At 46.0% G+C, this 14,430-nt stretch carries 15 protein-coding genes; 1 reads left to right on the top strand and 14 read right to left on the bottom strand.

All coding sequences use genetic code 11. The features are described 5' to 3' along the window. Positions 1 to 3 precede the first annotated feature (3 nt). Positions 4 to 2,037: a M3 family metallopeptidase gene (locus AC9UEY_RS01300; protein ID WP_509536660.1), complete on the top strand. Its 2,034-nt coding sequence runs from the start codon at positions 4 to 6 to the stop codon at positions 2,035 to 2,037. On the opposite strand, the gene AC9UEY_RS01295 is transcribed toward AC9UEY_RS01300, so the two are convergent. The 14 genes from AC9UEY_RS01295 to AC9UEY_RS01230 form a co-directional block, all read right to left on the bottom strand. Beyond that, a complete protein-coding gene (locus tag AC9UEY_RS01295; protein WP_509536658.1) occupies positions 2,034 to 2,225 on the bottom strand; it encodes a DUF5302 family protein in 192 nt (63 codons plus the stop codon). The two genes, AC9UEY_RS01300 and AC9UEY_RS01295, sit on opposite strands and share 4 nt — an antisense overlap. 40 nt (positions 2,226 to 2,265) lie before the next feature. Beyond that, positions 2,266 to 2,466, bottom strand: coding sequence for a BldC family transcriptional regulator (locus tag AC9UEY_RS01290; RefSeq protein WP_509536655.1), 201 nt, complete (start codon positions 2,464 to 2,466; stop codon positions 2,266 to 2,268). Between the two features lie 96 nt (positions 2,467 to 2,562). Continuing rightward, positions 2,563 to 3,378, bottom strand: coding sequence for a DUF8083 family protein (locus AC9UEY_RS01285; RefSeq protein WP_509536653.1), 816 nt, complete (start codon positions 3,376 to 3,378; stop codon positions 2,563 to 2,565). Continuing rightward, complete coding sequence (locus tag AC9UEY_RS01280) at positions 3,375 to 3,551, bottom strand: DUF3073 domain-containing protein (RefSeq protein WP_509536650.1); 177 nt, start codon at positions 3,549 to 3,551, stop codon at positions 3,375 to 3,377. Before AC9UEY_RS01280 ends, AC9UEY_RS01285 begins: the two co-directional genes overlap by 4 nt. 42 nt (positions 3,552 to 3,593) lie before the next feature. Next, complete coding sequence (purM, locus tag AC9UEY_RS01275) at positions 3,594 to 4,652, bottom strand: phosphoribosylformylglycinamidine cyclo-ligase (protein ID WP_509536647.1); 1,059 nt, start codon at positions 4,650 to 4,652, stop codon at positions 3,594 to 3,596. Then, positions 4,652 to 6,121 carry an amidophosphoribosyltransferase gene (purF, locus tag AC9UEY_RS01270; protein ID WP_509536644.1) on the bottom strand — a complete coding sequence of 490 codons (1,470 nt, stop codon included), beginning with the start codon at positions 6,119 to 6,121 and terminating at the stop codon, positions 4,652 to 4,654. The genes purM and purF overlap by 1 nt, the downstream gene beginning before the upstream one ends. After that, on the bottom strand, positions 6,118 to 6,414 hold the full coding sequence (locus AC9UEY_RS01265; RefSeq protein WP_509536641.1) for a sterol carrier family protein: 297 nt from the start codon (positions 6,412 to 6,414) through the stop codon (positions 6,118 to 6,120). Before AC9UEY_RS01265 ends, purF begins: the two co-directional genes overlap by 4 nt. 5 nt (positions 6,415 to 6,419) lie before the next feature. Then, a complete protein-coding gene (purL, locus tag AC9UEY_RS01260) occupies positions 6,420 to 8,645 on the bottom strand; it encodes a phosphoribosylformylglycinamidine synthase subunit PurL (RefSeq protein WP_509536638.1) in 2,226 nt (741 codons plus the stop codon). Continuing rightward, positions 8,645 to 9,313: a phosphoribosylformylglycinamidine synthase subunit PurQ gene (gene purQ / locus AC9UEY_RS01255; protein ID WP_509536635.1), complete on the bottom strand. Its 669-nt coding sequence runs from the start codon at positions 9,311 to 9,313 to the stop codon at positions 8,645 to 8,647. The genes purL and purQ overlap by 1 nt, the downstream gene beginning before the upstream one ends. After that, a complete protein-coding gene (purS, locus tag AC9UEY_RS01250; RefSeq protein ID WP_509536632.1) occupies positions 9,313 to 9,558 on the bottom strand; it encodes a phosphoribosylformylglycinamidine synthase subunit PurS in 246 nt (81 codons plus the stop codon). Before purS ends, purQ begins: the two co-directional genes overlap by 1 nt. Positions 9,559 to 9,572: 14 nt before the next feature. Beyond that, the gene (locus tag AC9UEY_RS01245) at positions 9,573 to 10,454 is read right to left on the bottom strand and encodes a phosphoribosylaminoimidazolesuccinocarboxamide synthase (RefSeq protein WP_509536630.1); all 882 of its coding nucleotides are present in this window, start codon (positions 10,452 to 10,454) and stop codon (positions 9,573 to 9,575) included. Further along, positions 10,451 to 11,872 carry an adenylosuccinate lyase gene (gene purB, locus AC9UEY_RS01240; RefSeq protein ID WP_509536627.1) on the bottom strand — a complete coding sequence of 474 codons (1,422 nt, stop codon included), beginning with the start codon at positions 11,870 to 11,872 and terminating at the stop codon, positions 10,451 to 10,453. Before purB ends, AC9UEY_RS01245 begins: the two co-directional genes overlap by 4 nt. Then, positions 11,873 to 13,117: a phosphoribosylamine--glycine ligase gene (purD, locus tag AC9UEY_RS01235; RefSeq protein WP_509536624.1), complete on the bottom strand. Its 1,245-nt coding sequence runs from the start codon at positions 13,115 to 13,117 to the stop codon at positions 11,873 to 11,875. A 2-nt stretch (positions 13,118 to 13,119) separates the two neighbouring features. Further along, positions 13,120 to 14,403: an adenylosuccinate synthase gene (locus AC9UEY_RS01230; RefSeq protein WP_509536622.1), complete on the bottom strand. Its 1,284-nt coding sequence runs from the start codon at positions 14,401 to 14,403 to the stop codon at positions 13,120 to 13,122. Positions 14,404 to 14,430: the final 27 nt, after the last annotated feature.

Raw genomic sequence — 14,430 nt, 5'->3', positions numbered from 1 at the left:
GTCATGACAAACGCGAATCCATTTGCCCAACGAAGCACCCTTGAATATGAGCTGCCTCCATTTGCTGTGATCAAAGAGGAGCACTATCTACCTGCCTTCTATGAAGGATGCACGGAGCATCTAGCTGAAGTTCAGGCGATTCTTGATACACCGGGTCCTGCCACATTTGAGAACACAATTGTTGCTCTAGAAAAGAGCGGACAATATTTGGGCAGAATGATGCGCGTTTTCTACAACAAGTCTTCAAGTGATACCAATGATGCCCTAGATGCAATAGAACAAGAGATTGCACCGAAATCAGCAGCGCATCAAGATGCAATTAGTTTAAACCCTGTGCTTTTTAAGCGAATCAAAGATCTCTATGATGCGCGGGAATCTCTTGGTCTCAACAGTGAAGACGCTTGGTTGCTTGAGCGCTATTTCAAGGACTTGATTCACAAAGGTGCGCACCTCACTGAAGCTCAACGTGTGCGCCTGAAAGAGTTAAATGAAGAGCTTTCATCGCTTCAAACTCAATTCTCAAAGAATGTTTTGGCTGATACCAATGATTTAGCAGTTCTTGTTGATTCCGCAGAAGAGCTAGATGGTCTTAGCGAGAATCAGATTGCTGCAGCTAAGGCTGCTGCAAAAGATCGTGGACACGACGATAAGTGGCTCATTGGAATGGTGAACTTCACTGGTAATCCAGTTCTTGATTCACTGACAAACCGTGAACTACGGAAAAAGATCATGGAGGATTCGAAGCTAAAAGCTAATCGTCCTAATGAAAACGATAACAAGCCTGTTTTGCTTCAATTGGTCAAACTTCGAGCAGAGCGTGCACGACTTTTTGGTAAAGAGACTCATGCCGAACACGTTATTGCAGTGCAAACAGCTGAACATCCAGACAATGTGCATGCAATGCTTCGGAAAATTGCACCTGCTGCTGTTCGGAATGCAAAGGCAGAAGCTGAAGATCTGAAGAAATCTGCTGGCACGAATATTGAAAGCTGGGACTGGGGTTTTTACACCGAACAAGTTCGAGTAGAAAAGTACAACATCGATACAACAAAGATGCGTCCTTACTTTGAATTAGAGCGAGTATTACATGATGGTGTTTTCTTTGCAGCCAACAAATTGTTTGGAATTACCTTTAAAGAGCGTCCTGATCTAGTTACTTATCACCCAGAGGCCCGTGCTTTTGAAGTCAACAATGAAGATGGCACCAAGGTTGGGCTTTACATTGGGGATTTCTACACACGTGATTCAAAGCGTGGTGGAGCCTGGATGAATAGCCTTGTAAACCAAAACTTCCTTTTTGATCAGCTTCCAGTTGTTGTAAATAACTTGAATATTCCAAAGCCGCCTGCGGGAAAGCCAACGCTCCTAACATTTTCTGAAACAACTACTTTGTTCCACGAGTTTGGGCATGCAATTCATGGCTTCCTCTCCCAGGTGAAGTACCCACGTGTTTCTGGAACTAGCGTTCAACGTGACTTTGTTGAGTTCCCATCACAGGTAAATGAAATGTGGATCTTGTGGCCAGAGGTTGTTGAAAATTATGCACGTCATCATGAAACAGGCGAGAAGTTGCCACAAGAGTGGATAGACAGTCTCAATGCTGCAAGTACTTTCAATGAAGGCCATTCAACGACTAGTTACTTAGCAGCGGCTATTTTGGATCTTGCCTGGCATGAACTAAGCACTGAACAAGCAGCCAAAATTACTGATGTGGAGAGCTTTGAAGCTCAAGCAATTAAGGATTATGGCCTTGATTTTGCGCCGGTTCCTACTCGTTACCGTTCTACTTACTTCAGCCACATCTTTGCTGGTGGTTATTCATCTGGTTACTACGGCTACATCTGGTCTGAAGTTCTAGATGCTGACACCGTTGATTGGTTTAAGGAAAACGGCGGATTACAGCGCAAAAATGGCGAACACTTCAAGAACACTCTTCTTGGACGTGGTGGATCCATTGATTCAATGCAGATGTTCCGCAATTTCCGCGGTCGTGATTCAACAATTGAACCACTACTAAAGCGTCGCGGTCTGATTTAACCAGCAGAACCTGAACCCGATGGTCCGGCCTTGCGCTGAACCTGAGGAGCTCCACCACTGCGTTGTCCGCCGCGAATCTTTGAACCTGATTCAGCATGGGCTTGTGTGCCTGGTGCACCTGGCTTGTTCTTCTTTGCTTCAAGGGCAGCAAGCATTCTTGCCTTCATGTCATCATTTTTATCGGCCATAGGTTGAGTCTACCGCCTTCCAAACTAATAGCTGGACGGGCTAAGAGCTTGACTCTTTATATTCGCGCAACCGTTCTAGAACTTCTGATTCGCGATAACGACGGTGTCCCCCTAATGTGCGAATAGCTGTGAGCTTTCCAGCCTTCGCCCAGCGAGTAACTGTCTTTGGGTTTACATGAAATCGTTGTGCAACCTCTTTGGGGGTCAAGAGAACTTCTGCATCGGGGATGCGGTTACTCATGTTGACTCCTTTAGATCTAACTATGTCCGATTTAGCCTGTATTAGGATGAAGTATGACCAGTATTTAAGCGTGAGGCAATACCCCCACAGTGAACATTAGGAGGCTTGTTCGAAGGCCTGAACTAAGCGCCAACGGGACATTAAACGCTGATATCCAACACCCGCGGCCATTCCATCGGCTGTTGCAAGGCCTGCAACTGAACTTGTCACATCTTCAATTGATGTGTCGGCATCTAGTCCATCTTCACCTGAATCACGCAAAGCTTTATCCATGTAATTTGCCAAGCCGCCGTAATCAAGTTCAACTAATGATTCTGGGTGAAACATTTCTAGCCAGGTCAAGAGATTTTCAAGTTCTTGTTCTACCGGACCATCACCAAAGGCACCGAGTACTGCATCATGTGCGTCATCGCATCGTTGTTTTGCATTAGCAATCGTGGTGTGAGAAACACAAAATTTGCCATACTGGTTTTCGCCGCGTGTGCGTTCATTGGGTGAAAATAAAATAAACCAACGAGGTGGAATAATCCAGGTTTCATTTAAGATATGCGGAACTTTATCGTCGAGTAAATCCACACCTGCCGTAATAACTTCTTCCATCGCAGATGAAACAAAGTATGGAACGACTGTGCTTGGTAGAGACTCTTTGAAGTTATCTAACGCCGCCCAACAACGGGTTGCAGTTGCCCATGGTGATAAGTATCGGATTCCATCGCGATCTAAAACATGAACACCGTCAGGACGACCTGCAGGTGGTTCGGGTTGAACAACACGATGGAGCGCTAGCTCTTCTTCACGATTAAAACTTGTTGTATCACTTTCTAAATTTTGCCAGCGCAAACGATCAGCTGGATCAAATGCAGAAAGTGGTTCGTAGATACGAAGTGAGGCTAGGTACGGTGTAGCTCTCACGCACGTGGAATGTAATTGCCCTCAGCGTAAGGATCTTCGTCATCCTTGCGTGAAGTGTTATCGACTTCGCCGTGAAGTTCTTTGGTAAGACGATCAAGATCCATATCTTGCGCGTTATATTTCAAATCACGTGCAACTTTTGTTTGCTTTGCTTTTGCGCGGCCGCGACCCATGGGCGACCTCCTTCACTGATTGCTGTGCGTCAGGAGGGTAGGTTATCGCGCTTGGTAGATACCTTCCAAAGTTGAGCGTGGATCAGAGCCTTTACGCTCACCAACAACCCCGGCAACCCAGGCTTTCATCCCCCGAGCAGCCAAAGATCGCAGGGCCAGATCGACAACAGAAGGGTCAACAAATGCGCTCATGCCGATGCCGCAGTTCCAGGTGCGCTCCATATCGGCTTGTGGAACTCCGCCCATCTTTGCCATGAACTCCATTTCAACAGGAAGCGACCATGTTGAACGATCATAGGTAGCTGTTAAATGCTCTGGAATAACTCGCGCAGTATTTTCTGCAATTCCACCACCTGTGATGTGTGAAAAGGCGTGTAAATGCTCTGGCATTGACTTAATCAACGCTAAACAATCGAGTGTGTAGATCTCAGTAGGAGTCAAAAACACTTCACCTGATGTTTTTCCGTATTCGCTGACATGTGCCTCAAGGCTTAACTTGGCCGTCTTAATGATGTGTCGAACAAGTGAGTATCCATTTGCATGAAATCCACTAGATGGCATACCAATTATTACATCGCCTGCTTTGACTCGATGGGCACCTAATTGGCAATCTGCATCGACCACGCCAGTAGCAGCACCTGCAACATCAAACTCATCATCATCTAGCAATCCCGGATGCTCAGCAGTTTCGCCACCGATTAACGCAGTGTTTGCTTTTGCGCACCCTCGCGCAATTCCAGCAACGATGTCAGCGATATGTTCTGGAACGACTTTTCCAACTGCGATGTAATCAGTCATAAACAATGGTTCAGCACCACACACCACTAAATCATCAACAACCATGGCGACTAGATCTTCACCGATAGTGTCATATTTGCCGAGAGCCCGAGCTATTTCAGTCTTTGTGCCAACACCATCAGTTGATGTTGCAAGCAATGGTTGCTTCATATCCTTTAGCTTGCTTGCATCAAACAAACCAGCAAAACCACCGATACTGCCCATAACTTCAGGACGAGATGCCTTTGCAATAGATGCCTTCATTAACTCAACAGCGCGATCTCCTGCGTCAATATCCACGCCTGCATCTTTATATGTAGACATTAGTGACCGTGAACTTCTGTGATTTCTAGGCGCAATTTACCTTCAGACATATCCTCAGGGATACTCATGGGGTATTCACCTGAAAAGCAGGCAGAACAAAGGCGTTCGGAAGGCACCTGGGTCGCAGAAATCAGGCCATCTAGAGAGACATAACCCAAAGAATCCGCACCAATCGAGCGCCTAATTTCTTCAACCTCTAGCCCATTAGCAATTAATTCAGCCTTGGTTGCAAAATCGATTCCGTAATAACAAGGCCACTTAACCGGTGGAGATGAAATGCGCACATGAATCTCTCGGGCACCTGCCTCGCGCAACATGCGAACAATTGCGCGCTGGGTGTTACCGCGAACAATTGAATCGTCCACGACAACAATACGCTTGCCTTCAATAATCTCGCGCAATGGATTTAGTTTTAGTCGAATACCAAGCTGGCGAATAGTCTGTGAAGGTTGAATAAATGTGCGACCCACGTAAGAGTTCTTAACTAGTCCTAAGCCAAATGGAATGCCAGACTCTTTTGCATAACCAATAGCAGCCGGTGTTCCTGATTCAGGTACCGGGATTACAAGATCTGCCTCTGCTGGTGCTTCTCGTGCGAGCTGTGCACCGATGGCAACACGTGTTTTGTGAATTCCGCTGCCAGCTATTGTTGTGTCTGGACGAGCTAGATAAACATATTCAAATAAGCAACCCTTGGGTTGTGCCTCTGCCCATCGTTGTGATCGCACACCATTGCTATCTATCGCAATAAATTCCCCGGGCTCAATTTCTCGAACAAAAGCGGCACCGACGATATCTAGCGCAGCACTTTCAGAGGCAACTACCCAACCAGTTTCAAGTTTTCCAAGTACTAATGGACGAACACCGTGTCGATCGCGGGCTGCATACAAGGTCTGCTCATCCATAAATACCAGGGAAAAAGCACCCTCTAGTTGTGGCAACACAGCTAACGCACTTGCTTCGACATTCTTTTCATCCTGCAATGCGATCAGCGCCGTCATAATCTCAGTATCTGTTGTCACACCACTCATGCTTGTTGACGAACCTTCAAGTTTTTGAACTAGCTCTGCTAAATCACCAGTATTTGTCAGGTTGCCGTTGTGGGCTAAAGCCAGTGTTCCGTAATTAGTTGGACGCAATGTTGGCTGGGCGTTTACCCAGGTACTTGATCCCGTCGTGCTGTATCGACAGTGACCAATGGCAAGGTTGCCCTTTAACGTTGCAAGATCACCTTCTGTAAACACCTGTGAAACAAGTCCCATATCTTTAAAGATAAGAATTCTTTCGCCATCACTTGTAGCAATTCCAGCAGATTCAGTGCCGCGATGTTGTAGTGCATACAAACCATAGAAACTTAACTTAGCAACCTCCTCACCAGGTGCCCATACTCCAAAAACACCACACGCATCTTGAGGGCCTTTGTCTTCACCTAATACATTGTGATTGAGTAAACCATCAGGGCGTCTCATAGATCAGATCCTAACGGTAGGTACTCGGTTAAATCAGCCCGAACACCAGATGCGGCAATAGCTCCGCTGTTCATGGCATCAGACCAACTTATCTTTCCAGAAGCTAACGCTAACCAGGTATCGGCATTCATTTCAATAGTGTTTGGCGGAGTACCGCGAGTATGCGTTGGACCATCGCCACATTGAACAGCTGCATACGGCGGCACCCGAACTTCAATTGCACGACCAGGGGCTTTTGCAGTCAAAAGTGCGAGAGTGCTCTTAACTTGCTCAAGTATCTGTTGATCGCGCATATGCATCACCCAAACAACTTTGGAAACGTTGATGTGTGTGCAAGTGAAAGTTCGGACAACGAGATAACCGCATCATTAATAGTCAATGAGTCTCCCCCAGTCGTTCCTAGCTTTGTGATTACGATCAAATTCTTTGTTGCCAATTCTTCAAGTTTTGACGTATGTGATGGATCAATAGCAACAAGAACTCGACCAGGTGTCTCACTGATCAAGCTAACTCCTGCGTTCTCAAGTGCAATTGTTACGCCAACTTTATGACGCAAAACCATCTCTGTTAATCCTGCAGATAATCCACCCTGACTTAAATCATGGGCTGCAGCAAAGAAAGAGTTGCCTTCTAGAAGTAGCTCTATAAGGCGCATTTCGCGCTGTAAATCAGCATCTGGTGATTGCCCAACGCGCTGGTTGTGCAAGAAAGCCCACTCACTGCCAGCTAGATCTTCGTGGGTTTCACCAACAAGATAGAGATCTAAACCAGCTTCAGTAAAACTCATTGGTGTACGTGTACGAACATCTTGAATAACTCCCAGTACGCCAATGACTGGAGTTGGCAAGATTGCAACAGATCCTGTCTGGTTATAGAAAGAGACATTTCCACCGGTAACAGGTAGCCCCATTTCTAAACAACCATCTGCTAATCCACGAACAGATTCGGCAAACTGCCACATAATACCTGAATCTTCAGGTGAACCAAAGTTAAGACAGTTAGTAACTGCTAGTGGTCTAGCACCTGCCGTTGCAATATTTCGCGCAGCTTCAGCCAATGCCAGCTTTGCGCCTTGATATGGATTTAAGTAGGACCAGTTCGCATTTGCATCTGTTGAGATTGCAACACCTAAATGAGTTGTCTCATCAATACGAACCATTCCTGAATCATCAGGTTGAGATTGAATTGTGTTGCCCTGAACATACTTGTCATATTGGGATGTAACCCAGGATTTATCAGCAAGATTTGGAGCTGCTGCTAATTTTAAAACAGCAGCTTTGACTTCCGCAGCAGTTACTGGAATAGGAACATTAACCTTTTGCCCATTTACTTGATCTATATAGGCAGGTTGTGCCAATGGGCGGTTATATACGGGACCATCGTGTGCAACCGTGCGCGGTGGAACATCAACAATTAACTCGCCATTCCAGGTAATTTCAAGATGTTCTCCATCTGTCACTTCACCAATAACAGTGACCGTCACATCCCACTTCTTGCATATTTCCAAGAATCGATTGATCTTACTTGGCTCCACAATTGCACACATACGCTCTTGGGACTCTGACATCAAAATCTCTTCAGGAGAAAGGGATGGATCGCGCAACGGAACCTTGTCTAACTGCACCTTCATGCCACCTGAACCACCTGATGCCAACTCACTTGTGGCACAGGATAAGCCTGCTCCCCCAAGGTCTTGGATACCAACAACTAGATCTTCAGCAAAGATTTCTAGTGAGCATTCAATCAAAACCTTTTCAACAAACGGATCGCCCACCTGCACACTTGGACGCTTAGTAGATCCACCAGCACCAAATGTTTCTGATGCAAGTACTGAAACTCCACCAATACCGTCGCCACCTGTTTTTGCGCCATACAAGACAACTAAATTGCCGGCACCTGCAGCCTTTGCCAACTTAATGTCACTATGTTTCATCACGCCAACACATAGTGCGTTTACCAGTGGATTACCCGCATAGGTTTCATCAAAGGTTACTTCGCCACCAATGTTTGGAAGACCCAGACAATTTCCATAACCACCAACACCGGCGATAATTCCTGGCAACACACGACGAGTATCAGGTGCATCTGCCGGACCAAAGCGAAGTGGATCCATTACCGCAATTGGTCGAGCACCCATAGTTAAGATGTCACGGACAATTCCACCAATACCTGTTGCAGCTCCTTGATAGGGCTCAACAAATGATGGGTGATTATGTGATTCAATTTTAAAAGTCACGGCATATCCCTGACCAACATCAACAACGCCGGCGTTTTCACCAATACCAACTAACAACGCATCTGACTTTGGTGCCTTTTCACCAAACTGCTTTAAGTGAACCTTTGATGATTTATAAGAACAGTGCTCAGACCACATCACCGAATACATTGCTAGCTCTGAAGATGTTGGGCGGCGACCAAGAATTTCCTTGATGCGTGCATATTCATCAGGCTTTAAACCAAGTTCTGCAAATGGTTGTGAGTTATCAGGAGTTGTTTGGGCAATTGCGACGGTATCTAGCGCCATTACTTCACCATCGCATTTAGGATTGATGTAAAGAAGCCAAGGCCTTGGGCCGATGGCCCTGTTAACTCATTAATAGCGTGCTCAGGGTGAGGCATTAACCCAACAACATTGCCCTTGGCATTAGTGATTCCAGCGATCAAATTGCGTGATCCGTTGGGATTTTCCCCCACATAACGGGCTATTACGCGGCCTTCGCCTTCTAGCATCGCAAGGGTTTGATCATCACATTGAAAAGCACCCTCCATATTTTTCAAAGGAATTACAACTTTCTCGCCCTGTCGAAAAGAGCTAGTCCATGCTGTCTGGTTATTGGTAATTTCAATTTCTTGTTCGCGGCACAAAAAGTGTAAATCAGCATTACGTGTTAAAGCACCTGGTAACAGATGCGATTCACACAAAACCTGAAAGCCATTGCAAATACCTAGAACTGGCATTCCTTTGTTGGCCGCATCAATTACAAGTTGCATTACTGGCGCAAAACGAGAAATCGCACCACAGCGTAAATAGTCTCCATAAGAAAATCCACCAGGCAAGATGACAGCATCAACGCTTTTTAAATCCGCGTCCCCATGCCACAGCGAAACCGCTTCTGCGCCACCAACTGCTACTGCGCGGGCAGCATCACGATCATCCAGAGTGCCTGGAAAGGTTATAACTCCAACGCGCATTACTTCTCGACTCTCACGACAAAGTTTTCAATGACTGGATTTGATAGCAATACTTCAGCAGCTTTTTCTACTTCAGCAAGTTGAGCAGGTGTTGGCTCACCATCAATTTCAATTTCAAAGCGTTTTCCTTGACGAACTGATTTAGCAAAAGTAAATCCAAGTCGTGGCAACGCAGATGCAACCGCATTTCCCTGAGGATCTAGAATCTCGGGCTTTAACATCACATCAACCACGATCTTTGCCATTTGTTTTCTCCCTATTAGAACTTGCTGCCGGTGATTCGGAAAAATGCTTCTTCGTAACGCTGTGCTGTCTTCTCTACGATCTCATGAGGTAGTTCAGGGGGTGGGCTATTTCTATCCCATCCACTTGAAACTAGGTAGTCGCGTAGAAATTGCTTGTCATAGGAGGGTTGAACGCCGCCTGGCTTCCAGGTGGAGGCCTCCCAAAACCGTGAAGAATCAGGGGTTAAAGCCTCATCGCCAAGGAGAATCTGGCCTTTCTCATTTCGACCAAATTCAAACTTAGTATCTGCCACGATGATTCCGCGACTAGCTGCAAACTCTGCAGCCGTTTCATATAACTTAAGTGTGAGATCACGAAGTTCGGCAGCATCATCTGCGCCAACAATAGACACAGCACTATCAAAATCAATATTGATATCGTGATCGCCAATTTCTGCTTTAGTTGCTGGCGTAAAGATACTGTGTGGGAGCTCAGATCCATCTAGCAAACCTTCTGGTAACACATTTCCACAGACCGCTTTGTTGTTCTGGTACTCGCTCCAACCGCTACCAGTTAGATAACCACGGGCAACGCATTCGACTTCAAACATTGTTAGTGGCTGCACAATAATCGCTCGATCTTCAACTGCGTCAGGAACTTCTGTTGAAACAATATGATTACAAATAATGTCTTCAAGTAGTTCAAACCAAAATAAAGATAATTGAGTTAGGACCGCACCTTTACCTGGAATTACTGTTGGCATCACCCAGTCATATGCAGAAATACGATCTGATGCAACTAGCAAGATTTCTTTTTTATCATTTGTATAAAGATCTCTAACTTTTCCGGTGCGCAGATGTTTCCACCCAGTTATTTCAGGCGCTGGCGGTGGGCCAGCTAGGCCAAATCCGCTCACCGAATAGAACCAGGCTTGTACTGCGCTGCGGCAGGATGCGCGGAAGTAATCGCACCGATGCGACTAACAACTCGAGCTACTTGTTGGCGAGCTTCGCCAGTAAATTCAATGGGATCACTAATTACCGCATTAAGTGCTGCGCAATCTAGTGGCAGGCGATCATCTGCGGCTAAATCATCAAGAAGAGTGTTTTTCTTTCCTTCGCGCATTCCAAGTGCTGCCTTTACTGCGTGCTCCTTGATTACTTCATGGGCTACTTCACGCCCAACGCCTGCTTTAACGGCTGCCATAAGAATCTTTGTAGTGGCCAAGAATGGTAAATAACGCTCTAATTCAGCACTAATTACCGCTGGGAATGCCCCAAACTCATCTAGGACTGTAAGCATTGTTTCGAGCAATCCATCGATTGCATAGAAAGCATCAGGTAGTGCAACACGGCGAACAACGCTGCATGAAACATCGCCTTCATTCCATTGATCACCAGAGAGCTCACTCACCATTGATGCATAGCCGCGTAATACAACAGATAGACCATTTACTCGCTCACATGAGCGTGTGTTCATCTTGTGAGGCATTGCGCTGCTGCCAACCTGGCCAACTTTAAATCCTTCAGTTACTAGTTCAGCACCAGCCATCAATCTGATTGATGTGGCAAGTGATGATGGTGATGAGGCAATCTGCACAAGCGTTGTTACAACATCGTAATCAAATGAGCGCGGATAAATCTGTCCGGTTGAATCTAGGACATTGCTAAAACCAAGTTCCTTTGCGATTGCACCTTCTAATTTAAAGTGCGCATCTGTTGAACCTAGAAGATCAATTGAATCTTGCGCGGTGCCAACTGGGCCTTTAATTCCACGCATTGGATAGCGATCTTGTAGCGCAGTTAAACGCTCGTATGCAAACAACAACTCTTCAGCGGCGGATGCAAAACGCTTTCCTAAAGTTGTAACTTGCGCAGGAACGTTGTGTGAGCGTCCAGCAATTGGCTGATCGGCATACTGTGTTGCACGTTCTGCCAAACGGGCAAGTAGTGTCACAACTTTGTCATGAACAATCTCTAAACCATTTCGAATCTGCAGTGCTTCAATATTTTCAGTTAAATCACGGCTTGTCATACCAGCATGAATTGCTTCGTGGCCAGCCAGAGCATTGAACTCTTCGATTCGAGCTTTAACATCATGACGAGTCTGCTTTTCACGGGCATCAATTGAAGCAAGATCCACTCGTGTAATTACATTTTCGTAAGCTGTAATTACATCCTTAGAAATTGCGTGGCCCAAAGTTGATTGAGCGCGCATGACCGCAATCCACAACTTACGTTCAGCGATGATTTTGGCCTCCGGTGCGAAGATTTCGCGCATCGCAGCTGATGCATATCGGCTAGCAAGCAGGCTCATTGGTGAATTATCAGTCATTTAATTGCCCTTCTCTGCCACCGACGCATTAAGCGCGATGTCTGTGCGATAGAAAGATCCAGCAAGGCGGATTTGGCTAATCGCACGGTAGGCACGGTTGCGGGCTTCGGTCAGATCCTCGCCAATTCCAGTAACTGTTAGTACCCGGCCACCTGATGCAACAACGCCTTGTTCTGTGGCAGATGTACCTGCGTGATAAATCTGAACATTGTCGATTGCAGTAAATCCCGTGATTGCCCCGCCGCTCTTAGGTGCAGCTGGATAACCTTCAGCGGCCAAAACAACTGTTACCGCTGATTCATCTTTCCAATCCAGTGTTGTACCTTTCAAATTTCCTGTCGCGGCGTTGTATAACAAAGTTGCAAGTGGAGTCTTAAGTAGTGGAATCAAAACTTGTGTTTCAGGATCACCGAAGCGCGCATTAAATTCGATTACGCGAGTTCCGTAATCTGTTAGTGCAAGACCTGCATATAGCAAACCCACAAATGGAGTGCCACGCGCAGCCATTTCAGCAATCATCGGCGCCAAAACTTGTTTGTATGTATCTTCAACGATGTCAGATGGTGCCCATGGCAAGGGAGAGTACGCACCCATGCCACCTGTGTTTGGTCCTTGATCACCATCGAGTGCGCGCTTGAAATCTTGTGCTGGTTGCATGGGCAGAATTATTGTTCCATCGCTAATGCCAAATAGTGAAACCTCTGGACCGTCTAAATACTCTTCAATAACAACTCTTTTGCACGCTAATGCGTGATCAAGTGCTTCTTGGCGATTAGTCGTAACTACGACTCCTTTGCCTGCAGCTAAACCATCATCTTTAACAACATACGGTGCATCAAATGCATCTAATGCGATCTCAATTTCATGTTGAGTTGTGCAGGTGAAACTATGCGCCGTTGGAACTCCCGCATCGCGCATAACTTCTTTAGCAAAGTTCTTTGAACCTTCTATTTGTGCGGCCAACTTAGATGGGCCAAAAACAGCGATTCCTGCTGCCCGCAGGATGTCTGCAACACCATTTACTAATGGAACTTCGGGCCCAACAACAACTAGGTCTATATGTAGTTGCTGAGCTAACTCGAGGATTGCTTGATTGTCGGTAATGACAAGTGGATGGCATTGGGCAAATTGTGCGATGCCTGGATTGCCCGGTGCAACGTGTAGTTCAGTACAGGCTGGATCTGCTTGCAGTCCTACTCCTAGTGCGTGTTCGCGTCCGCCACTTCCGACTAGGAGGATTTTCATTCTTAGATGAAATCCTTTACGACAATTGTTTGATCTCGACCAGGACCCACACCGATTGCACTCATAGGAGCACCTGAAATTTTTTCAAGAAATGCAACATAATCTTGTGCATTCTTTGGCAGATCAGAAAGCTTTCGTGCATTTGAAATATCTTCAGTCCAACCAGCTAAGTATTCATATATTGGCTTTGCATGGTGGAAATCAGTTTGTGAAGCAGGCAGCTCTTCAACGCGCTTTCCATCAATCTCATATGCAACACACACTGGAATCTTTTCCCAGCCAGTTAATACGTCTAGTTTTGTTAAGAAGAAATCAGTTAAACCATTGACACGAACTGCATAACGAGCAATCGGTGCATCAAACCAACCACAACGACGTGCACGGCCAGTAGTAACGCCAATTTCTCCGCCGATACGACGGAGCGCTTCGCCATCTTCATCAAATAATTCAGTTGGGAAAGGTCCACTACCAACACGAGTTGTGTAAGCCTTCAAAATACCAATGACGCGCGTGATCTTTGTTGGTCCAATTCCTGAACCTGTGCACGCACCACCTGCAGTTGGATTGCTAGATGTCACAAATGGATATGTACCGTGATCAACATCGAGCAATGTGCCCTGAGAACCCTCTAGGAGTACTCGTTTTCCAGCTTTTAGAGCTTCATCTAGAATCAAAACGGTATCTGCAACATAAGGACGAAGAAGTTCTGCGTACTTTAAATACTCTTCAAGAACTTCATCTACTTCGATGTTCTTGCGATTGAAGACCTTAATCAAAATCTGATTCTTATCACGCAGCGCGCTCTCTAGCTTTTGACGAAGGATTGATGGATCAAACAGATCTTGAACACGGATACCGATTCGGTTGATCTTGTCTGCATATGCTGGGCCGATACCGCGACCTGTTGTACCAATCTTTGACTTACCTAAGAAGCGCTCAGAGACCTTGTCGATGGTGCGGTGATAAGGAGTAATCAAGTGAGCATTAGTTGAAATCAGAAGTTTGCTTGTGTTGATACCGCGTTCGTTAAGGCCACGAATTTCTTCAAGCAAAACACTTGGATCAATGACAACACCGTTACCAATAACAGGAATTACATTGGGAGAGAGAATTCCTGATGGTAGTAAGTGAAGTGCATACTTTTGATCACCGATAACAACTGTGTGGCCTGCGTTGTTTCCGCCTTGATAGCGAACAACATAATCAACACGATCGCCCAATAAATCGGTAGCTTTACCCTTGCCTTCGTCGCCCCACTGAGCGCCGAGTAGTACTAATGCAGGCATGAGTAAAGCCTCTCCGACTAGTTGTTA

It is taken from the genome of Candidatus Planktophila sp. (assembly GCF_040402275.1).
Classification (GTDB): domain Bacteria; phylum Actinomycetota; class Actinomycetes; order Nanopelagicales; family Nanopelagicaceae; genus Planktophila.
This window is presented reverse-complemented; position numbering and strand designations above follow the sequence as displayed.

What these genes read in the sequence shown, in the direction of transcription:
- AC9UEY_RS01300 (WP_509536660.1), top strand. Translation starts at nt 4, where the DNA reads ATGACAAACGCGAATCCATTTGCCCAACGAAGCACCCTTGAATATGAG.
- AC9UEY_RS01295 (WP_509536658.1), bottom strand. Translation starts at nt 2,225, where the DNA reads ATGGCCGATAAAAATGATGACATGAAGGCAAGAATGCTTGCTGCCCTT.
- AC9UEY_RS01290 (WP_509536655.1), bottom strand. Translation starts at nt 2,466, where the DNA reads ATGAGTAACCGCATCCCCGATGCAGAAGTTCTCTTGACCCCCAAAGAG.
- AC9UEY_RS01280 (WP_509536650.1), bottom strand. Translation starts at nt 3,551, where the DNA reads ATGGGTCGCGGCCGCGCAAAAGCAAAGCAAACAAAAGTTGCACGTGAT.
- purM (WP_509536647.1), bottom strand. Translation starts at nt 4,652, where the DNA reads ATGTCTACATATAAAGATGCAGGCGTGGATATTGACGCAGGAGATCGC.
- purF (WP_509536644.1), bottom strand. Translation starts at nt 6,121, where the DNA reads ATGAGACGCCCTGATGGTTTACTCAATCACAATGTATTAGGTGAAGAC.
- AC9UEY_RS01265 (WP_509536641.1), bottom strand. Translation starts at nt 6,414, where the DNA reads ATGCGCGATCAACAGATACTTGAGCAAGTTAAGAGCACTCTCGCACTT.
- purL (WP_509536638.1), bottom strand. Translation starts at nt 8,645, where the DNA reads ATGGCGCTAGATACCGTCGCAATTGCCCAAACAACTCCTGATAACTCA.
- purQ (WP_509536635.1), bottom strand. Translation starts at nt 9,313, where the DNA reads ATGCGCGTTGGAGTTATAACCTTTCCAGGCACTCTGGATGATCGTGAT.
- purS (WP_509536632.1), bottom strand. Translation starts at nt 9,558, where the DNA reads ATGGCAAAGATCGTGGTTGATGTGATGTTAAAGCCCGAGATTCTAGAT.
- purB (WP_509536627.1), bottom strand. Translation starts at nt 11,872, where the DNA reads ATGACTGATAATTCACCAATGAGCCTGCTTGCTAGCCGATATGCATCA.
- purD (WP_509536624.1), bottom strand. Translation starts at nt 13,117, where the DNA reads ATGAAAATCCTCCTAGTCGGAAGTGGCGGACGCGAACACGCACTAGGA.
- AC9UEY_RS01230 (WP_509536622.1), bottom strand. Translation starts at nt 14,403, where the DNA reads ATGCCTGCATTAGTACTACTCGGCGCTCAGTGGGGCGACGAAGGCAAG.